Raw genomic sequence first — 20,503 nt, 5'->3', positions numbered from 1 at the left:
AACAACGACGTGCGCGTGCTGGTCTCAGGTGCTGCTGCGCCGGAAGCGGTCGCCGAACCGTGCCCAGAGGCCGGGGGCGATCACGGTGGCGATGAGCAGGAATCCGGTGATGACGTTGATGACGTCGGAGGACACGTCGGCCAGGCGCAGGGCGCKGCGCAGCGCCCCGATCACCAGGACGCCGGCGATGACGCCGACGATGCCTCCGCGGCCGCCGAAGATGGACACCCCGCCGACGAGAACGGCGGCGATGACGGCCAGCTCGAGGCCGACGGCGTTGTCGCCGCGTGCCGTGCCGTAGCGCAGCGTCCAGTAGATGCCGGCCAGCGCGGACATCACGCCGGTCGCGACGAACATCCCGAGCTTGAGCCGCCCGACGCGCGCGCCGGCGAACTGGGCGGCCTCGGCGTTCAGTCCGGTGGCGTAGGTGACACGGCCGACCGCGGTGGCGTGCAAGGTGATCCAGAACAGGACCGCGAGCACGAGGAACAGGAAGATCACGGACGGGATCGGTCCGACGCGGCTGGTGACGAGCGTCTGGGCCCAGTCCGGGAACCCGGTGACCGCGCGGGTGCCGAGGATTCCGACGGCGATCCCGCGGAAGAGGGCGAGGGTGCCGATCGTGACGGCGAGGGACGGCAGTCCTACCCGCGTGATCAGGAACCCGTTGAACCAGCCGCCCAGCGCACCGACCAGCAGCGCGACCACGGCCGCGGCCGGCACCGGCCAGCCCGCCTCGAAGAGCGAGCCGACGATCACGCTGCTGAGGCCGAGCATCGAGGCGACCGAGAGGTCGATCTCCGCGGAGATGATCACGAGGGTCATCGGCAGGGCGATGAGCAGGATCGGGAAGACGTCGAGCAGGAGGTAGTACCAGGTGGTGGTGCTGGCGAAGCCGGGGACCAGCACGGACGCGGCGAGCACGACGACGACGAGCAGCCCGACGACGGCGGAGTCCCGGCCGAGCAGGGCGCGACGCCACCGGGTGGCCGGCGTCGGGGCGAGCGGGACCGTGCGCGTGGGCGCGAGCGTCTGGCTCATCGGGCACCTCCCACGGTGAGTGCCGGTGGCGGTTGGACGTGATCTCGGACGGCCGTCGAGGTGAGGCGGCGCGCGTTGCGCTGGGCCAGCACGCGGTCCAGCACGATCGCGCCGAGGATGAGCGCGCCGACGACCGCCTGCTGCCAGAAGTCGGGGATGCCGAGGATGGGCAGGGCGCGGTCGATCGTCGCGAGCAGGACCGCGCCGAGCGCGGCACCCGCGACCGTCCCGCTGCCACCGAAGATCGCGACGCCGCCGATGACCGCCGCCGCGACGGCCTGCAGCTCGAGCCCCGTGCCGGCGTTCGAGGCGACCGTGGCGTAGCGGGCGGCGAACAGGACGCCCGCCAGGCCGGCGAGCGTGCCGGACAGGACGAAGGCGAAGAACGTGCGGCGCTTGACCGGGAGTCCGCACAGCCGTGCGGCCTCGGGCTCCGAGCCGATCGCGTACAGCTCCCGCCCGCCGCGGGCGAACCCCATGTACACGGCCGCGACGACGACCACCGCCAGCGCGATGAGCGCCAGCAGGGGGATCGGCCCGACCTTCGCGGTGCCCAGCGCGAGGAACGACTTCGGCATCTCGCTCGCGTTGATGCGCTCGCTGCCGGCCCAGGTCACGGTGATGCCGCGGATGATGTAGAGCGTCCCCAGCGTGATGACCAGCGACGGGACCGAGACAATGGTGACCAGCAGCCCGTTGATGGCGCCGAGCACGGCGCCGAACAGAAGCCCGAGCAGGACGACGACGACGATCGGGATGCCGGGCACGTCGATGAACCACTTGCCGGTGGCGAACGCGACGATGCCGAGCACGCTGCTGACCGACAGGTCGACGTTGCGGGTGATGATGACGATGCTCTGACCGACCGCGAGGAGCACGAGCAGCGCGGGAGCGAGCATCAGGTCGCGGAAGCCGTCGTTGCTGAACGTGAAGCCGTTGTTCTTGGAGGTCGCGACGACGACCAGCAGGACGATCGCGATGAGGATGCTGGTCTCGCGGCGGCGCAGGAGCTGACCGACGTTCATGCGGCCACCCCCGTCGCGGCGGCCATCACGGTCTCGGCGTCTGCGTCGGCCCGGTCGAGCACCGCGGTGACCCGGCCCTCGTGCATGACGAGCACCCGGTCGCTCATGCCGAGCACCTCGGGCAGCTCCGAGGAGATCATGATGATCGCGACGCCCTGCCCGGCCAGCTCGTCGAGGAGCCGGTGCACCTCGGCCTTGGTCCCCACGTCGATGCCCCGGGTGGGCTCGTCGATGATCAGCACGCTCGGCTTGGTCGACAGCCACTTGGCCAGCACGACCTTCTGCTGGTTGCCGCCCGACAGCGTGCCGGCGACGGTGTCGAGGTCGCGGGCCTTGACCTGCAGCGCGGCCGCCCAGGTCTCTGCCTCGCGGTACTCGGCGCCCGAGGAGAGCAGCCCGAGGTGGCTGATCCGCCAGCGCAGCGTGAGGGCGATGTTGCGGGCGACCGAGAGGTCGGTGTGCAGCCCCTGCTTGCGGCGGTCCTCGGGGACGAGGGCCAGCCCGCGGCGCATCGCACCCTCGGGGTCCGCCGGAGGCAGGGGAACGCCGAGCATCGTCACGGTGCCGGCGTCGTAGCGGTCGATGCCGAAGACGGCGCGGACCACCTCGCTGCGGCCCGATCCGACGAGGCCCGCGACGCCGAGGATCTCGCCGGCGCGCACGTCGAGGTCGATGTCCGCGAACACGCCGGCGCGGGACAGCCCCCGCACCGAGAGCACGGTCTCGCCGGGGGTCCGCTCGGTGCGGGGGAAGAGGGTGTCGACCGCGCGCCCGACCATCTGGCGCACGACCTCGGGCGGCGTCGTGTCGGCCACGTTCTCGGTGGCCACGTGCGCCCCGTCCCGCATGACCGTGATGCGGTCGCACAGGGAGAAGATCTCGTCGAACCGGTGCGAGATGAACACGACGGCCGCGCCCCGGTCGCGCAGCTGACGCGCGACCGCGAACAGCCGGTCGACCTCGACCCCGCTGAGCGCCGCCGTCGGCTCGTCCATCACCAGCACCCGCGCGTCGAGCGAGACGGCCTTGGCGATCTCGACGAGCTGCTGGTCGGCGATCGACATGCCGAGGGCCGGACGGTCGGGGTCGATCTCGACGCCGAGCAGCGCGAGCAGCTCGCCCGTGCGCCGCCGCATCTCCCGCCGGGAGACGAACGCGCCGAGCTTCGGCATGCGGCCCATGAACACGTTCTCCGCGACGGAGAGGTCGGGGAAGAGCGTCGGCTCCTGGTAGATGACCGCGACGCCCGCGTCCCGGGCTTCGGCCGGCGTGCGCGGCACGAACGGCTCACCGCCGAGCGTCAGGGTGCCCGACGTCGGCTGGTAGACGCCTGCGAGGATCTTGACGAGCGTGGACTTGCCCGCGCCGTTCTCGCCGATCAGCGCGTGGATCTCGCCGGCGCGCACCTCGAGCTCGCCACGGCTGAGCGCGACGACGGGCCCGAAGTGCTTGACCAGGTCGTGCACCTCGAGCATGGGTCCGGTGCTGGCGGCCGCGGTCACGCAGCGTCCAGCGACGCGGACGACCGGGGGTTCGTGCGGGACATCGACGATCCTCTTCCTTGAGGCTGAATCGATTCAATGCACGGACCCTAGTCGCGGCCGGACGACGCGTGCAAGAGCGCGGGCGCGAACTGACTGAATCGTTATATTCGAGCCGCTAGCATCGGGGCCGACGAGGGAGAGGGGCCGAGCGATGACGGTGGGCACCAACGGACGGGCGCCGCGACGTGCGTCGGTCGTGGATGTGGCACGGCTCGCGCAGGTCTCCGTCGGCACGGTCTCGAACGTGCTCAACCGGCCCGACCAGGTGGCGAGCGGGACCCGTGACCGGGTGCTCGCGGCGATCGAGGAGCTGCAGTTCGTCCGCAACGCCTCGGCGCGGCAGCTGCGCGCCGGGACCCTGCAGAGCATCGGCGTGGTGCTCCTGGACATCGCCAACCCGTTCTTCACCGCCGTGGCGCGCGGGATCGAGGACCGCCTCGCGCTCGACGAGTACACGCTGATGCTCAGCTCCTCCGACGAGAAGCCGGAGCGCGAGGCGCGCTACCTGCGACTCTTCGAGGAGCACGGCGTGCAGGGCGTCATGGTGACGCCGTCGTCGCCCGGCTCGCTGGAGACGTTGCTCGCGGTGCGTGAGCGGGGCATCGACACGGTGCTCCTCGACGCGACCTCACCGCTCGAGAGCATGTCGTCCGTCGCGGTCGACGACGTCCGTGGCGGCGCGATGGCGGTCGAGCACCTGATCGCGCTGGGCCACACGCGCATCGCCTTCCTCAACGGCCCGCTGGGCATCCGTCAGTGCGCCGACCGGCGCGACGGCGTCGTGGCGGCTCTCGTGGCGGCCGGCCTGGACCCGGCCGAGGCGCTGGTCGAGGTGACGATCCCGACGCTGAACGCCGACGGGGGAGTGCTCGGCGCCGAGCAGCTGCTGTCGCGGCCGACCGACGGTGCGCGGATCACCGCGACGTTCTGCGTGAACGACTTCACGGCCCTCGGGGCGCTGCGCGTGCTGCGTCGCGCGGGCATCTCCATCCCGCACGAGATGGCGGTCGTCGGTTACGACGACGTCGACTTCGCGCCCGCGCTCATGGTGCCCCTGACCTCCGTCCGGCAGCCGACGCACAAGCTGGGGTTCACGGCCGCCGACCTGCTGCTGCGACACCGCACCGAGGGCAGCGCCTACGTCCACGAGCAGATCCAGTTCCAGCCCGAGCTCGTGGTGCGTACGTCGTCGAACCCGGCCGTCGTCGCCGGGTGACTGGGCTTCCCGCGGCGCGAATGAAACGTTACAGTCGGCATTCCGCGGGCGCTGGTGCCCGTGGGGAGCTGCCTGGGGAGGTGTCCCGGTGACCGTTCGTCAGGTGCCGCGGTGGTCGGAGCTTGCGCCGTTGTTGCGGCCCAAGCCGGTGGTCTGGGATGGCACGCAGCGGCGGTTGCGGGACGCGTTGACGATCGGCGACCTGCGCAAGGTGGCGCGGCGGCGCACGCCGCGGTCGGTGTTCGACTACACCGATGGTGCCGCAGAGGCCGAGATCAGCCTGCGCCGGGCCAGGTCGTTGTTCCACCAGCTGGAGCTGCGACCCTCGATCCTGCAGGACGTCTCCCACATCGACACCACGACCTCGATGCTGGGGCGGCCCGCGGCGGTGCCGTTCGCGTTCGCGCCGACGGGGTTCACCCGGTTGATGCACCACGAGGGCGAACGTGCCGTGGTGGCCGTGGCCCAGGACCGGGGGATCCCGTACGCGTTGTCCACGATGGGCACCACCTCGATCGAGGACGTCGCCGCAGCCGGGCCGGACGCGCGCAAGTGGTTCCAGCTGTACGTGTGGCGTGACCGGGGCGCCGGTGAAGAGCTCATGGCCCGCGCGAAGGCCGCGGGGTTCGAGGCGTTGGTCCTGACCGTGGACGTCCCCGTCGCCGGGGCGAGGTTGCGGGATGCCCGCAACGGGTTCTCCATCCCCCCGGCTCTGACCGTCAAGACGGTGCTGGACGCGGCGACCCACCCCGCCTGGTGGATGAACCTGCTGACCACCGAGACCCTGACGTTCGCGTCCCTGACCGAGTGGTCCGGGACCGTCGCGGACCTGCTGGACCGCCTGTTCGACCCGAGCATGACCCTGGCCGACCTGGAATGGATCCGCGCGTCCTGGGACGGGCCGCTGATCATCAAGGGCATCCAGACCCTGGCCGACGCCCACCGGGTCAGCGACGCCGGCGCCGATGCGATCGTGCTGTCCAACCACGGCGGCCGCCAGCTCGACCGCGCCCCCGTCCCGCTGCGCCTGGTCCCCGACGTCAAGCAAGCCCTCGGCGACACGACGGAGGTCTGGGTCGACACCGGCATCATGACCGGCGCCGACATCGTCGCCGCCCTGGCCCTGGGGGCCGACGCCACCATGATCGGGCGCGCCTACCTCTACGGCTTGATGGCCGGCGGCCAGCGCGGCGTCGACCGCGCCGCCGACATCCTCACCCGCGAGATCCGACGCACCATGGCACTGCTCGGCGTCACCACGACCGACCAGCTCGGACCACAACACGTACGACTGCCCTGAGGGCCGCCCGAGGACTGAGGGTCAGGTGTCCCACTGAATGCCGCGGGCTGCCCGCGAGCGTATTCACCCGGTATGGGCGGGTTCCGCGGCGCTATCCTGAGGGGTCGGGCATCCGACGCCCGGCAGTACGACGAGGAGGTCGTGCGATGCGCCGAGCGTTCCTGTCGATCGTCCTGCTCCTGGGTGCCCTGCTGATTGCCTCGGCACCGCCCGCGACCGCCGCGCCGTACTGCGGCATCCGGTGGGGCTCGTTGGAGAAGACTGTCCCCGGCCTGTCCCAGGCGCCCGTCACCAACGTCCGCACCGGGCGGCACTCCTGCTACGACCGGCTGGTCATCGACGTGGCCGGTGACGTCGGCGGCTACACCGTGCGCTACGTCCCGCAGGTCACCCGCGACGGGTCGGGCGCGGTCATCCCGACGCGCGGCGGCGCGGCCATCGAGATCACCGTGAACGACGTGGGCGAGACGTACGCACCCGCGAACCCGCTCGAGCTGAGCAACGTGTCCGGGTACCGCACCTTCCGGCAGGTCGTGTTCGCCGGTTCGTTCGAGGGCTACACCAGCGTCGGGCTCGGGGTGCGGGCGCGCCTGCCGTTCCGCGTGTTCGCGCTCGACGGTCCGGGCACCTCGTCGCGACTCGTGGTGGACGTCGCGCACCGCTGGTGAGGCTCAGGCCCGGGCGAGCGCGACCGCGGTGACGACGAGGCCGTCGCCGACGGCCCACCGACCGCGCAGGAGGTCGGTGCCGAGCCCGCGGACGCGCAGGCGTGCGGTGAACGTGCCATGGCCGATCCGGACGTCCACGTGCTCGAACCCGAGCCACGAGTGCATGATCGGCGACCACACCTTGTAGACCGACTCCTTGGCGGAGAACAGGATGCGGTCGGGGCAGATGCCCGGGTCGAGGTCGGCGAGGGCGTCCTGCTCGGCCGAGCTCATGACGAGCGACAGCACCTCGGGGGGCAGGGGCTCGAGCACCTCGGCGTCGATCCCGACGCCCGCCCAGTCCTCGCTGTGCGCCACCGCAGCCGCCCGGTACCCGTCGCAGTGGGTCATGCTGCCGACCACCCCGTCGGGCCAGATCGGGGCGCGGTCGGGCGCGGACGGCACGGCGACCGGACCCGGCCCGAGCTTCGTCAGGGCCGTGCGGGCGCAGGCGCGGACGGCGGCGTACTCGACCCGCCGCGTGGGCACGGCCCGCGCGACGGCTGCCTCCTCCTCGGGGAACAGCTCGGCGGGCACGGGGGCGCCGCGATGCTCGTCGACGACGATGTCGGGGGGCAGCACCTGCTCCATCACGCTCGCCAGTCTGTCAGGCACCGCCGACGGAGCGCTGCGGGAAATCGTGGCGGCCGACTCTCAGGGGAGGGGATCGCCCGCACGGGGGAAGGACGACTGTGCCCCGAGCCGCTGCACGGACCACGCCGCGACCCGCACGCCCGTCGCGGCCGCGTCGCGCAGGGTGTCGCCCTGCGCCAGGCAGGTCGCGAGCGCGCCGACGAACGCGTCGCCGGCACCCGTCGTGTCGCGGACGACGACCTGTCGGGCGGGCAGGGACCACGACCCGTCGGCGTCCGCGCCGACCGCGCCGGAGCCGCCGAGGGTGACGACGACGGACGGCACGCCGAGGGCGCGAAGGTGCACGGCTGCCGCCCGCGCGGTCGCGACGTCCGAGACGGGGGCCGCGTGCCCCAGCCAGCCGAGGAGCAGAGTGGCCTCGTGCTCGTTGACCACTAGCGGGTCCGCGAGCACGAGGGTCTCCGGCGGCACCGGGTACGCCGGCGCGAGGTTGAGCACGACGCGGACGCCGCTGTCGGCCGCCACCTTCGCGGCATGCCACGCGGAGGTCAGGGGGATCTCCGCCTGGAGCACGCAGAGGCTCGCCGCGGCGATCAGGTGTGCGGCCGTGGCGACGGCCGCGACGTCCACCAGTGCGTTCGCGCCCGGGACGACGACGATCGAGTTCTCGCCGTCGTCGGCGAGCGTCACCACGGCGAGGCCGGTCGGTCCCGGGACCGTCGACACCGCGCCGCGGTCGACGCCCGCTTCGACCAGTCCGCTCGTCGCGACGCCCGCGTTGGCGTCGCTGCCCACGGCGCCCACCAGGGCGACGCGGGCACCGAGCCGAGCCGCCGCCACGGCCTGGTTCGCACCCTTGCCGCCGGGGAGCAGCGCACCCGACCTGCCGAGCACGGTCTCGCCCGGCGCCGGGTGGCGGTCGACGGACACGAGCAGGTCGACGTTGACGGAGCCGACGACGACGACGTCCCAGGTCACGCGGTGCTCACGCCCCGCGGACGGACCGGACCAGCTCGACTGCCTCGCGGCACATGTGCTGGATCGTCGTGACGTCGCGGGCCTGGATGAGGGTGCGCGACACCATCCAGGACCCGCCGACGGCGACGACCCCGGGCGTGCGGAGGTAGGCGGCGGCGTTGTCGGGGCCGATGCCGCCGGTCGGGACGAACCGCAGGTCCGCGAACGGGGCGCCGAGGGCCGCGACCGCGGCAGGCCCGCCCGACGTCTGGGCGGGGAAGAACTTGACGCACGAGATGCCCAGGTCGAGCGCCGCCATGACCTCGGTCGGCGTCACGGCCCCCGGCACCACCGGCACGCCGAGCTCGAGGCACCGCTCGACGACGGGTCGCGACAGCCCGGGGGAGACGACGAACGTCGCGCCGGCGTCGACGGCCTGGTCCACCTGCGTCGCGGTCAGCACGGTGCCGGCGCCGACGAGGGTGTCCGCGCGCAGGGCGAGCGTGCGGATCGCGCCGAGCCCGGCCGGCGTCCGCAGCGTCACCTCGGCGACCGGGAGGCCGCCGCCGACCAGCGCCTCCGCGAGGTAGTCGGCGTCGAGGGCGCGGTCCATGACCACGACGGGCACCACGCCGTGGGCCTCGAGGGCGGCCAGGACGTCGGTCATCGTCGGCCCGTCCGGTATGCGGTGCACTCGTCCACACGCACACCGTACGTGCGGAGCCCGGGCCCACGCGTGCCGACAGCGTCCACGATGCGAGAGTGTCGCCGTTCGGCGCGCGACGTCCGGTCGCGCGCATCGTCGCGAGCCCGACGTCCCGCACAACGAGTCCGTCCGCGGGTTCGTCTTCGACGTCGCGACGGGGCTGCTGCCCGAGGTCTGGCCCGACCTAGTCGATCCAGACCACGATGCCGGTGACGCCGCTCACGACGGCGGCGACGCCGGCCCGGACCGCCGCCGCGCCACGCTCGGGGGTGAACGAGTCGGCGTCGTAGGTCGAGGACGTGCCCAGGCCCTCGCCGCGGAACGAGGCGCCGGTCCAGTCGACCGCCGTGACGTTGTGCGTCGGCTCGGCCACCTCGGCGCCGATCACGAGGAACTGCTCGTCGAGGTGGTTGGCCGTCACCACGGCGAGCGGGTCGACGAGCCCGTCGCCCACGCTGACGATCAGGTCCGGGTGCATCGACATGGCCGTCGTGATGCCGCCGACGTAGTCGGCGTCGTCGACGGCGACCGTCTTCAGCGCGACGTCCTCGTCGGCGGCCCAGTCCCGCACGGCGCCGACCAGGGTGGCGGTCGGCGCGTCGTCGCCGGCCGACAGCAGGACCACCCGGTAGCCCTTCGCTGGGCGTACGCCGTCCCACGAACCAGGCTCGGGCGCGATCGTCGCCTCCGGGCTGGGGGGCGCGGACGGGTCGACGAATCCCGACCCGAGGCTTCCGATGCCCGACGGTGCGACGCGCGGCTCTGTCCAGCCGTCGGCGCCGCTGCAACCCGCGAGCAGGACCGCTGCCACGGCCAGGGAACCGACCGTGCGAACTCGTGCGTGCAAGCGGGATCGTCCTTTGTGAGCGGAGGTGCGGGCTCCTTCCTACCCCAGGCCACAGGCGTTCTCGGCTCCCGGGAGACGACGTTCCACGGGCGTTCGTCAACGGTCCGTCTCGTGTTCATCCCGACGGTGGACGGTGCGCTGGCCCACCCGAAGGAGTTCTCATGTCGCGCGCCGCCCGGCGGTCCGTCCTCGTCTGCCTCGCCCTTCTCGTGCTCACCGCACTCGGGTCCTCGCCCGCGTCCGCGCACGGGTTCAGCACGAGCGTCTTCGTCGACGTCACGTCACCGACGCACGGGCACGTGCGGACCGAGCTCGGGCTCGAGTACGACCTGCTCGTCGTGTCCGCCGCCGACGCCGAGCAGGACGACGCGCTGTTCCAGGACGGCACGGCGGCGTTCGACGACGGGGACGCGACGGAGCAGGCGGCAGCGCTCGTCGCCCACGCGGACACGGTGCTCGCCTATGTGACGGACCGCTTCTCGGTCTCGTCGGCCGACGAGGTCTGCACCCCCTCCCAGGCCGGTGACGTGACGATCGAGCAGCGCGAGGGCGTGCCCTACGCGGTGCTGGTGCTCGACCACGAGTGCGGCACGGCGGACGGCGCCCACGAGGTGACGACGACGTTGTTCGGCGACGACGAGGGCTACGTCCGCGACGCCAAGACGATCGTCACCTACGAGCTCGACGGGCAGCACGGCAGCGCGGCTCTCGACCAGGCGAACCCCACGTTCTCCACCGAGCAGACGACGCGCGAGCGGTTCTGGGAGTTCTTCCACCTGGGCGCCGAGCACCTGCTCACGGGGATCGACCACATCCTGTTCCTGCTCGCCCTGATCGCCGGCTCGCGGGGGCTGCGCGAGATCGTGCTCGCGGCGACGACGTTCACGGTCGCGCACTCGATCACGTTCATCCTGGCCGCGACGGGGGTCGTGTCCGTGCCCGCGCGGGTGGTCGAGCCGATCATCGCCCTGTCCATCGCGGTGGTGGCCGGCTGGTACCTGTGGCGGATCTGGAAGCACGGCGACCGCGCCACCGAGATCGACACGACGCACGGGGGACACCTCGGTCTCGACCGCGCGGGCTGGCTGCGGCTCGGCGTGGTCTTCTGCTTCGGGCTCGTGCACGGCCTCGGGTTCGCCGGCGCGCTCGGGATCGACGAGGCCTGGTCCTGGACGCTGCTCTGGTCGCTCCTGGTCTTCAACGTGGGCATCGAGGTCGTGCAGATCTCGCTGATCCTGCTGATCTTCCCGGCGCTGACCATGACCCGGTACCGGGCACCCCGTGCCGGGCTCTGGATCACCGGGCTGCTCGCGGCCGGCGTCACGGTCATGGGGCTGGTCTGGTTCGCGGAACGCCTGCTCGGCGCGTGACGAGCACCTGGGGCAACCGTTCCGGCAGGGGCAACCCGCCGGATCGTCCTCGTTCGCCCCGGGTTCACCCGGTGTGGGCACGTTGGGAACCGCCACACAGGCCCCTCCCAGGAGAGAACGGACGACGCATGTCTTCGATCAGCGTGACACCCGAGCGCCGGGCAGCCCGGCACCGGATGTCTGTACGCCTCACCGCCCTCGCAGTCGGCGCCACGTGCGCCCTCGGTGGCATCGCCATCTCCAGCCCCGCCATGGCCGACGACCCGGCCAGCCTCACGGGGATCATCCTCGGCGTCGGCTCCAACGAGACGCAGCGCATCGTGACCTGGTACTCGTCGGTCGACGCGGCGCAGGGCGTGCAGCTCGCCCCCACCGCCGACCTCGTCGCCGGCGCGTTCCCGGCCTCTGCCGTGACCGTCTCCGGTGTCGGTGGCGCGAACATCGCCACGAGCGGTGGCTTCAACCGCCACGCCACGCTCGCCGGCCTGGCCGAGAACACCGTCTACTCCTACCGGGTCGGCTCCGACGCCAGCGGCTGGTCGCCGACCTACTCCTTCACGACTCAGTCGTTCGAGGGTGACTACGACTTCCTGTTCTACGGCGACCCGCAGATCGGCGCGTCGGGCAACGTGGCGAAGGACCAGGCCGGCTGGCAGGACACGCTCGACGTGTCGCTCGCGGCCAACCCGAACGCCGAGCTCCTCGTCTCGGGCGGCGACCAGGTCGAGACCGCGAACACCGAGGCGCAGTGGACCGCGTTCCTCGCGCCCGACAAGCTGCGGCAGTACCCGTGGGCCGCGACGATCGGCAACCACGACGTCGGCGGCAAGGCGTACGAGCAGCACCTGTACACGCCGAACACCGACCGCTCGGCGGCGCTCTACGCCAACGGCACGCCGACCTCGAACACGTCGGGCGGCGACTACTGGTACATCTACAAGGACGTCCTGTTCATCGACCTGAACAGCAACTCCTACGCCACCTCGCAGGGTGGTGGCGGCGACGCGGCGCACCTGGCCTACGTCACCGACGTCATCAACCAGCACGGCTCCGAGGCCAAGTACAAGGTCCTCGTCTACCACCACGCCATCTACTCGCCGGCCGACCACGCGAAGGACGGCGACAACAAGGTCCGTCGCGTCGACTTCCCGACGACGTTCTCCAACCTCGGCGTCGACCTGGTCCTGCAGGGTCACGACCACAGCTACTCGCGCAGCTACCTGATCAAGAACAGCGCGAAGGCCGACCCGACCGAGCAGCCCGGCGCCGCGGACGTGTACCCCGGCCCCGGCGGCGTCCTGTACGTCACGGCCAACTCGGCCTCGGGCTCGAAGTACTACGACATCACGGCCCCCGACGCCAGCGGCACCAGCGGTGCCGGCAACGGTGCGGACCCGCTGAACCCGGGCAGCTACTGGTACAACTCGGTCGAGAACCAGGAGCACGTGCGCACCTACGTCAAGGTCCAGGTGCGCTCCGACAAGCTCGTGGTCGAGAACCTCCGCAGCGGCGACTGCTCCGCCCCGAACGCCGCGGTCGAGCTCGGCAAGGTGCCGTGGTGCGGCCCGAACAACGGCTCGTCGCCTGCGCAGCCCGTCGGGTCGGTCACCGACTCGGTGACGGTCCACCCCTACCAGGGCTCCGGCCAGTCGATCCAGGTCGCGGTGCCCGACGCCGCTCCCGGTGAGTTCGGCTGGACGATCGACGGCTACAACGGCCTGGTCGACCTCGGCACGGCCGTCGAGCACGACGGCGACTACTTCGAGGCCACCGGGCAGATCAACCCGATCACGGTGACGGACTCGCGCCACAGCAAGGCTCCGTGGTCGATCTCCGCCTCGGTGGGCGACTTCAAGGACGGCGCGAAGTCGTTCTCGGGCGCCAACCTCGGCTGGACCCCCAAGGTGGTCCAGGCCGGTGCGGGTGCGACCGCGGGTGAGTCGGTCGTCTCCGGCTACGCCGGTGGTGGCAGCGGCCTGTCGATCTCGCGCGGCCTCGGCTCCGCGAGCCAGGGCCACGACAAGGGCACGGCCAAGCTCGGCGCCGACCTGGACCTGAAGATCCCGGGCGAGGTGGCCAAGGGCTCGTACCGCGCCACGCTCACGATCACCGCTCTGAGCAGCTGACCTCGGTCCGCTGACCGGTGGGTGGGCGCCTCGTGCGCCCACCCACCGGATTTCCCGTCTCTCGACCCCGAAGGACTCTTCGATGCACGCACGACTCGTCCGCACCGCACTGGCCGCCCTGCTCGCCGCTCTGGCCGTCCTCGGCTTCACCGCTCCAGCGACCGCGGCGGGCGAGAACGACGTCACCTGGACCGTGCGCACCGGCAGCAACGACCTCGGCGCCGACCGGACGAGCTTCGCGTACACCGTGAACCCCGGTGGCTCCGTCGACGACACGTTGGTGGTCGCCAACCACGGTGCGGCCGCGCTCGACCTCGCCGTCTACGCCGCGGACGGCTACACGACTGAGAGCGGCCAGCTCGACCTGCTCACGACGGACGAGACGTCGAGCGGCGTCGGCGCGTGGGTGGACGCGGACGCCGGCAGCATCACGGTCCAGCCCGGTGCCACGGTCGACGTGCCCTTCACGGTGCGGGTCCCCGACTCGGCGACGCCCGGTGACTACGTCGGTGGCATCGTCACGACGCTCACGCAGTCCGACGCCGAGGAGGGCATCAACGTCGACCGGCGCCTGGGCGTCCGGGTCACGCTGCACGTCGGGGGAGAGGTCCAGCCCAGCCTGGAGGTCGAGGGCGTGTCCGTCGCGTACCACGGCACCCTCAACCCCTTCGCGACGGGCGACGCCACGCTCAGCTACACGCTCCACAACACCGGCAACGCTGTCGTGTCCGCCCAGCAGGTCGCGTCCGTCGCCGGCCCGTTCGGGTGGGCGTCCGCCGAGGCCGGGGACCTCGAGGCTCCTCCGCAGCTGCTGCCGGGGGAGTCGTGGAAGGTGACGGTCCCGGTCGACGGCGTCGCGCCCACCGTCCGCCTCACGGCCACCGCCGTGGTCACGCCGCTGTTCACCGACCTGTCGGGGTCGACCACCTCCCTCGACCCGGAGACGGCCACGGCGTCGACCTGGGCCGTCCCGTGGTCGCTCCTCGTGCTCGTGCTCACCGTTGCCGCGGCCGTCGTCGGCACCGTCCGCGTGATCCGTCGCAACCGTCGCCGCCGCGCGGCGGCCGAGGCGGCCCGCGTCCAGGAGGCCGTCGACCTCGCGCTGCGCGAGCGGGCTACCTCGGCGCCGGGCTGAGCCGCACCGCGACGCCCGCGTCCGGGCGCCGCGGACCGCGCTGCGCCCGGGCCTTCGGACCCTACGGCTCGCGCGGCGGTGCGGTGCTGTCGCGCACGACGAGCTCGGTGGCCAGGTCGATGCGCAGGTTGGCCGGCGTCTCACCGCGCGCGAGGCTGAGGACCATGCGCGTCGCCGTCGCGGCCATCTCCTGCAGCGGCTGGTTGACGGTGGTGAGGCGCGGTGAGATCCACTCGGTCACGGGCAGGTTGTCGTAGCCGACGACCGAGAGGTCCTCGGGCACCCGCAGACCCAGGTCGTGGGCGGCCCGCAGCACGCCCATGGCCTGGAAGTCGGAGCCCGCGAAGATCGCCGTCGGACGGTCGGGCCGGTCCAGCAGGCTGCGTCCGTGCGAGTACCCGCCGCCGACGAAGAAGTCGCCGTACCGGACGAAAGACGGGTCGACCGCGACGCCGGCCTCCTCGAGCGCGGAGCGGTACCCGTCGATTCGGGCCCGGCTGCAGAGGACGTCGGCCGGGCCGGAGATCACCGCGATCCGACGATGGCCGAGGCCGAGGAGGTGACGGGTGGCCGCAAGACCGCCCGCCCAGTTGGCCGACCCGACGGTCGGCACGCCCGGCGGCTGCTCGCCGGCCGTGTCGACGAGCACGTACGGGATCGATCGCGTCTCGAGCTGGTGACGCTGGGCGGGGTCGAGCTCGGACAGGACGAAGATGACGCCGCGCGGCCGGCGCCGCAGCACGTCGTCGAGCCACTCCTGGCGGGGGCGGTGCGCGCCGCCGAGCTCGGACAGGACCACCCCGAGCCGGTTCTTGCCGGCCACCTGCTCGACACCGCTGATGATCTGCAGCGCCCACGGCGAGTCCAGCTCGTGGAAGACGAGGTCGAGCAGCCCCGGTCCGGACCCGAGCCTGCTGCGACGCGGACGGTAGCCGCGGGCCTCGATGACCGACTCGATGCGGGCACGCGTGGCGGGTGCGACGTCGGTGCGTCCGTTCAGCACCTTGCCCCGGGCGGAGGGACCCGGGGCGTCGACGCTGGTCACCCGGTCAGCGGCGGACCGTCAGTGTCGCCGTCTGGCTGGTCACCGATCCGGCCGAGCTGCTCACCACGACCCGCACCTGCGTGCCGGACGTCGCCTGGAGCGCCAGGAGGTGCAGGGTGCTCGTGCTGCCGCACAGCGCGGGCACCCAGCGGTTCGACCCGGGCAGCTTGACGGACCACTGGTAGCGAGGCGCCGGGTAGCCGACCGCCTCGACGTGGAACGACGCGAGGGTCCACGGACGGACCGTGACCGACGTCGGCTGCGTCGTGATCGTCGGCGGCGCGGCCTTGAGCGTCAGCGTGGCCGCCGTTGTCGTGGCCGAACCGACGACGTTCGTGAACACCGCCCGGTACTGGGCGCCGTTCGCCGCGGTGCTCACGACGACGTCGAGCGACGGGGACCGGGCGCCGGCGACGTTGCTCCAGGTCTTGGCGCCCTTCGCCTTGCGCTGCCACTGCACCGACGGCACCGGGTAGCCCGACGCGGCGGCCGTGAACGTCACGGTCGAGGCGAGCGGACCCGAGACCGACGCCGGCTGGGTCGTGACCACCGGTGCCGCCGGCGGCGGCTCGGGGGCGGCGACCAGGTGTCCGACGCCCCAGCGGGCAGTCGTCTGGTAGCCGTTCCCGGTGGGGTCGGCCCAGGCGCGGATCGCCGTCCGGGTGCCCCCCGTGCCGTCGTTGACCTGGAAGTCCAGGCCCTCGAACGCGCCGAGCCCGCCGTCCTCGAGCAGGCTCACGGCCGCCTCGACGACGTACCCGTGCTCGGTCCGGCTCGTCGCGCTGGTGACGCGGGCGCGCTGTGCGGCCTCGTCGCCCGTGCCGAACGAGAGCAGGTTCTCTGCACTGATCCGGATCTGGGTGTCGTCGGCCCGATACCCGCCGTTCTTGGCGTTGCCGGCGTCGACGAAGAGCTCGACCGAGTCTTGCTGCCAGGGGTCCGACGCCGTGACGTCGACGGTCGGGTCGGTGACGTCGGCGAGGACGTAGAGCGTGTTCCCCTTCCAGAGGGTGTGCACGGTCGCGGTCGCGCCGCCGGTGCCTGAGATCTGCTTCCCGGTCTCGACGGTCGCCGCCGACGACCACGCCGCGTCGACCGTCCCGTCGATCGTCGGGGACGTCGCCGTCTCCGGGATCTCGACGTACGACAGCGGCTCCACGAGCTGGAGCGTGCCGAGCACGCCGGCCGAGTTCCAGCCGGTCGTCGTGCCGTCGTCGGTGACCCGGACGTCGAACGGCAGGGTGCCGCCGGCCGCGACCGGGGTGTCGAGCGGGAGGGTGACGACGCCGTCGTAGCCGCCCGTGACCTCCGTCCCCTCGGCACGCGGGACGGTGACGGTCCGACCGGCGTACTCGAAGGTCAGTCCGTCGGTGGCGCCGGGCGTCGCGTCGGTGACGTGGACGTAGGCCGTCAGGTGGTCCGGCGCCCAGCGCAGCTGGAAGTCCGAGCGGTCGTCGATCGCGTGCAGGGGCAGCTTCTGCCACTCCAGAGGGTCGAACGGGCCGGCGCCCTGGAACACGACCGCCGAGCGCTGCCGGGCGGGCAGGTCCTGGTCGGTGATCCCGTAGTAGGCGGGCTTGGCCTGCAGGTCGTCGTCGAAGACGAGCGGTGCGCCGTCGCCGGAACGCCAGCTCCGCCCGTCGGTCAGGCCCCACACGGTCGCCGAGAAGATGTCGGCAGAGTGCGCGCGGAGCATGTCGAACACGGCCTTGTAGTAGTAGCCCTGGTCGATCAGGTTCGCCTGGGTGACCGGGGTGCCCGTCGGGACGTCGAGCTCGGTCACGGCCTGGCGCAGCCCGAGCCCCTCGAACCGCTCGATCGCATCGCCGAGGGTCGCGACCGGCATGGAGAGGTTGACGTGGAACTGGTGGCCCACGCCGTCGATCGGGACGTCGTCGGCGAGCAGCCGCTGCACGAGCGCAAGGAGGCGGTCCTGCTTGCCGGTCTGCTCCGTGTTGTAGTCGTTGAGGAACAGCGTCACCGGGTGGCTGGCGCCGGGTGCCGCGTAGGTGCCGTTGAAGGCCTCGTCGGCGAAGCGGAACGCCTGCTCGATGAAGCCCTCGCCGAGCACCTGGTACCAGTGGCTCTGGCGCAGGCCGTCGGGATCGTGGGTGCCGTCGGACACGGCCTCGTTGACCACGTCGAACGCGTACAGCGGGTTCGTGTCGCTGCCGAAGGCGCCGTACCGGTCGCTGAGGTACTTCGCGACGTCGTCGATGTGGTCGTGCATCCGCTGCGTGAGGATCGCCTGGTCGGCCGGACTGCTGGTCAGCCAGGTGCCGTCGTCGTGCTGGAAGAACCAGTCCGGCGTCTGGCTGTGCCACACCAGGGTGTGCCCGTAGACCTTGACGTGGTTCTGCTGCCCGAACGTCATGAGGGCGTCGGCCTCGGTGTTCTCGGTGACGAACGCGTGGTCCGCGCCGTACCAGGCCTCGGGCTTCATGAAGTTCTCCGGGGTGACCTGGTCGAAGTGCTTGAGCAGCAGCTCCGAGGCCGACCCGGCGGTCTCACGGCTGTCGATCGCGGCGCCGACCGCGAACGGCACGGTGTCCTTGATCGGGGTCAGGTCCTGGATCGTCGCCGCGGCGGGCCTGGTCACCTGCAGGTCGTCGAGGAGCAGGTCGGACGTGTTGCCCGTCGCGCCGTTCTGGTAGCTCGTCTCCAGGTAGAGCAGCGCCGAGTCGGCCTGCGGCATCGTGAACTTGGCAGACAGCTGCGTCCAGCCGGTGTTCGTCGCGCCGCTGAACTGCGCGAGCGTGCTGTAGGTGGTCGAGCCGCCCTTCGTCGCGGCGATGCTCAGCCACAGAGCGTCCACCGGCTGCCCGGCGCCGAAGCGCACCCAGCCCGTGAACTGGTACGCGATGCCGGGCTTGAGCACGCACGTGACGTCGTGGCCGACGCCCTGGCCCTGGCCCTGGCGGTTGCTGACGAGCACCGCGTGGGCGCTCGAGCGACCGCCGTCGGTGACCGCGACCGTCGCCGTGCCGTGGCCGTCGTCGCGTCCGGCCCAGCCGTCCAGGCCGCCCTCGAAGTCGGTGCTGACGAGCGTGTCGGTCGTGGGGTAGGTGCAGGGGTCGCCGTCGCCCGGGTCGCCGCCGCAGTCGTCGCCGGGGATCGCGATGCTGACGTCGTCGACGTAGTAGTCGTACGTCGAGGTCCCGTCGGAGAGCGCGTCGGTGCCGAGGTAGACCTGCAGGTCAGCGGGCGCGACGCCGGTGTCGGGCACGGTGTAGGTGCCCGTGAGCGTCGTCCAGCCCGTCGCGGACACTCCGGAGGTGTTGCCCACCCAGGTGTAGGCGGGCTTCACGACGAGGCGCGCGGAGGTCGTCGCCGTCGTCGTCCCCGCCAGGCGCACCTTGGCGGAGAGGGAGACGGTCTGGCCGGGGGTGAGGCTCGCCAGCGCGCCCGAGGCGGTCTGGATGCCGTCGTAGTCCTGCGAGCGGCCCGTGACCCGCACGGCGGTGCTGCCGTCGACCTGCTCGAAGCTGGTCGTGGAGCTCCCGCCGTTCCCGAGGCCGCCGAGGGTCTGGTCGTCGAAGCTCGCGGCGACGAACGTCGTGGGGGCGGTGGGCGTGCAGGGGTCTCCGCCCGCCGGCCCGGTGATCGTCACGTCGTCGAGCAGGACGTCCGGGAACGTGCTGCCCGAGGTGTCCAGGTACATCGTCCCGGGCGCGACGCCGGCGCCGAGCGTGTACGAGCCGCTCACGGTGGTCCAGGCGTCGGCGGTCAGGGCGGAGTCGCCCGACACCCACGTGTAGCTGCCGTCGTCGACGGTGAAGTGCACACCGCCCGCCGGCTGAGCCGCGTCCGCGAGGCGCGCCTTGAAGGAGATCGAGTAGCTGACGTCGCGCTGCACGACCGAGGTGAGGTCCAGCGCGACGCCGTCGTAGGCGTGCGTGCGGCCTGACACCTTCAGCGACTGGCCGCTGCCGCCCGGGTCGGCGACGAGCGCGAGGCTCGCTCCGCCGTTGACCACCCACGGCGCGTACGTGCCGCCGTCGAACGTGCTGGCCAGGACCGGAGCGTCGGCCGCGACGGCCGACGTGGTCGCGGCGAGCGGTGCGACCACCAGGGCCGACGCCGCCACGAGAACTCCGATAGTTTCGAACGGTCGGCGCTGCCGACTGGTCCAGCTCATGAACGCTCCTTTGCGCACTGTGGCCCGAATCATCGGAACCGTACGCAAGATCGCGGTGGATCCGCAGGGTGGGGTAGTCGCTTGTGACCGAATTGTGTCCGAAACTATCGGTTAGCCGACAGGTCGGTGCGCCGCGGGCTCCGCCGTGCTTTCCCACCTGCGGTGACGGGGCTGGCGGTGTCGCGGCGCGACTCTCTTGATCGCGTTGCTCTTTGCCCGGTCCGGCCGTGTCCACAGATTGCTCGCACGCTCGGTCGCGTGTCGGTGGTCGATCGTACACTTGTTCGAACGGATCGATCCGGCGGACAGGGGGGCGGCGCGACGAATGGGCACGACCACAACACACCCCGCCGTCCCTGCTGCCGGCGCCGAGCTGCCGGAGTTTCCGGTGCCGGGTGCTTCTCTTCTGGAGTTGGCGGGCCTGCTCGATGGTGTGCAGGTGGCGGACTTGCCCTCGGGTGCGGTGATCGGGGTGGTGCAGGGGTTCGAGCAGCTGATCCGGGCGGCGCAGGCGGCGCAGGCGGTCGCGATCCATGAGCTGGAGGTCCGCCGCCCGGTGCACCCGTCTCCGGTGCCGGATGAGTTGGCGTGTGCGTTGGTGATCACGCGGCGCTCGGCGGAGATGCTGGTCGTGCGAGCGTCGTTGGCGTGCACGCATCCGGTGGTCCTGGACGCCTGGGCTGCGGGCCGGGTGGATGCGCGCAAGGTCGACGTCCTGATGGGCGAGGTGATGGTCGCGGACCCGTCGGGTC

General features: G+C 72.0%; 16 protein-coding genes. 7 read left to right on the top strand and 9 right to left on the bottom strand.

The window, feature by feature from the left end:
* Positions 1 to 24: 24 nt before the first annotated feature.
* The 3 genes from AC1DUE_RS02920 to AC1DUE_RS02910 are packed head-to-tail and all read right to left on the bottom strand — an operon-like array spanning position 25 to position 3,541.
* Complete coding sequence (locus AC1DUE_RS02920; protein WP_477037890.1) at positions 25 to 1,041, bottom strand: ABC transporter permease; 1,017 nt, start codon at positions 1,039 to 1,041, stop codon at positions 25 to 27.
* Complete coding sequence (locus AC1DUE_RS02915; protein WP_477037889.1) at positions 1,038 to 2,066, bottom strand: ABC transporter permease; 1,029 nt, start codon at positions 2,064 to 2,066, stop codon at positions 1,038 to 1,040. The genes AC1DUE_RS02920 and AC1DUE_RS02915 overlap by 4 nt, the downstream gene beginning before the upstream one ends.
* Complete coding sequence (locus AC1DUE_RS02910; RefSeq protein WP_477038093.1) at positions 2,063 to 3,541, bottom strand: sugar ABC transporter ATP-binding protein; 1,479 nt, start codon at positions 3,539 to 3,541, stop codon at positions 2,063 to 2,065. Before AC1DUE_RS02910 ends, AC1DUE_RS02915 begins: the two co-directional genes overlap by 4 nt.
* A 220-nt stretch (positions 3,542 to 3,761) precedes the next feature.
* Between AC1DUE_RS02910 and AC1DUE_RS02905 the strand changes: the two genes are divergently transcribed.
* From AC1DUE_RS02905 to AC1DUE_RS02895, 3 genes are all read left to right on the top strand, one after another.
* Entirely contained in the window at positions 3,762 to 4,826 is a 1,065-nt protein-coding gene (locus tag AC1DUE_RS02905) for a LacI family DNA-binding transcriptional regulator (protein ID WP_477037888.1), read from the top strand.
* An 88-nt stretch (positions 4,827 to 4,914) separates the two neighbouring features.
* Entirely contained in the window at positions 4,915 to 6,126 is a 1,212-nt protein-coding gene (locus AC1DUE_RS02900; RefSeq protein WP_477037887.1) for an alpha-hydroxy acid oxidase, read from the top strand.
* Between the two features lie 146 nt (positions 6,127 to 6,272).
* Positions 6,273 to 6,794: an AMIN-like domain-containing (lipo)protein gene (locus AC1DUE_RS02895; protein ID WP_477037886.1), complete on the top strand. Its 522-nt coding sequence runs from the start codon at positions 6,273 to 6,275 to the stop codon at positions 6,792 to 6,794.
* Between the two features lie 3 nt (positions 6,795 to 6,797).
* On the opposite strand, the gene AC1DUE_RS02890 is transcribed toward AC1DUE_RS02895, so the two are convergent.
* The 4 genes from AC1DUE_RS02890 to AC1DUE_RS02875 form a co-directional block, all read right to left on the bottom strand.
* The gene (locus tag AC1DUE_RS02890) at positions 6,798 to 7,424 is read right to left on the bottom strand and encodes a 4'-phosphopantetheinyl transferase family protein (protein ID WP_477038092.1); all 627 of its coding nucleotides are present in this window, start codon (positions 7,422 to 7,424) and stop codon (positions 6,798 to 6,800) included.
* Positions 7,425 to 7,487: 63 nt separating this feature from the next.
* Positions 7,488 to 8,405 carry a ribokinase gene (locus AC1DUE_RS02885; protein ID WP_477037885.1) on the bottom strand — a complete coding sequence of 306 codons (918 nt, stop codon included), beginning with the start codon at positions 8,403 to 8,405 and terminating at the stop codon, positions 7,488 to 7,490.
* Positions 8,406 to 8,412: 7 nt separating this feature from the next.
* Entirely contained in the window at positions 8,413 to 9,051 is a 639-nt protein-coding gene (gene eda, locus AC1DUE_RS02880; protein ID WP_477037884.1) for a bifunctional 4-hydroxy-2-oxoglutarate aldolase/2-dehydro-3-deoxy-phosphogluconate aldolase, read from the bottom strand.
* 223 nt (positions 9,052 to 9,274) lie between these two features.
* Complete coding sequence (locus tag AC1DUE_RS02875) at positions 9,275 to 9,937, bottom strand: hypothetical protein (RefSeq protein WP_477037883.1); 663 nt, start codon at positions 9,935 to 9,937, stop codon at positions 9,275 to 9,277.
* Between the two features lie 161 nt (positions 9,938 to 10,098).
* Between AC1DUE_RS02875 and AC1DUE_RS02870 the strand changes: the two genes are divergently transcribed.
* From AC1DUE_RS02870 to AC1DUE_RS02860, 3 genes are all read left to right on the top strand, one after another.
* Positions 10,099 to 11,307, top strand: coding sequence for a HupE/UreJ family protein (locus tag AC1DUE_RS02870; RefSeq protein ID WP_477037882.1), 1,209 nt, complete (start codon positions 10,099 to 10,101; stop codon positions 11,305 to 11,307).
* A 128-nt stretch (positions 11,308 to 11,435) separates the two neighbouring features.
* Positions 11,436 to 13,433, top strand: a complete 1,998-nt coding sequence (locus tag AC1DUE_RS02865) for a purple acid phosphatase family protein (protein WP_477037881.1) — start codon at positions 11,436 to 11,438, stop codon at positions 13,431 to 13,433.
* Positions 13,434 to 13,515: 82 nt separating this feature from the next.
* Positions 13,516 to 14,568 carry a WxL protein peptidoglycan domain-containing protein gene (locus tag AC1DUE_RS02860; protein WP_477037880.1) on the top strand — a complete coding sequence of 351 codons (1,053 nt, stop codon included), beginning with the start codon at positions 13,516 to 13,518 and terminating at the stop codon, positions 14,566 to 14,568.
* Positions 14,569 to 14,629: 61 nt separating this feature from the next.
* Here AC1DUE_RS02860 and AC1DUE_RS02855 read toward each other — a convergent pair whose 3' ends face one another.
* A complete protein-coding gene (locus AC1DUE_RS02855) occupies positions 14,630 to 15,613 on the bottom strand; it encodes a LacI family DNA-binding transcriptional regulator (RefSeq protein WP_477037879.1) in 984 nt (327 codons plus the stop codon).
* Positions 15,614 to 15,617: 4 nt separating this feature from the next.
* Positions 15,618 to 19,751, bottom strand: a complete 4,134-nt coding sequence (locus AC1DUE_RS02850; RefSeq protein ID WP_477037878.1) for an endo-1,4-beta-xylanase — start codon at positions 19,749 to 19,751, stop codon at positions 15,618 to 15,620.
* A gap of 280 nt (positions 19,752 to 20,031) precedes the next feature.
* On the opposite strand from AC1DUE_RS02850, the gene AC1DUE_RS02845 reads away from it, so the two are divergent.
* Positions 20,032 to 20,503, top strand: a 472-nt coding sequence (locus AC1DUE_RS02845; RefSeq protein WP_477037877.1) for a hypothetical protein, incomplete at its 3' end; no start/stop codon positions are given.

Source organism: Cellulomonas sp. P4_A2 (assembly GCF_056402515.1).
This window is presented reverse-complemented; position numbering and strand designations above follow the sequence as displayed.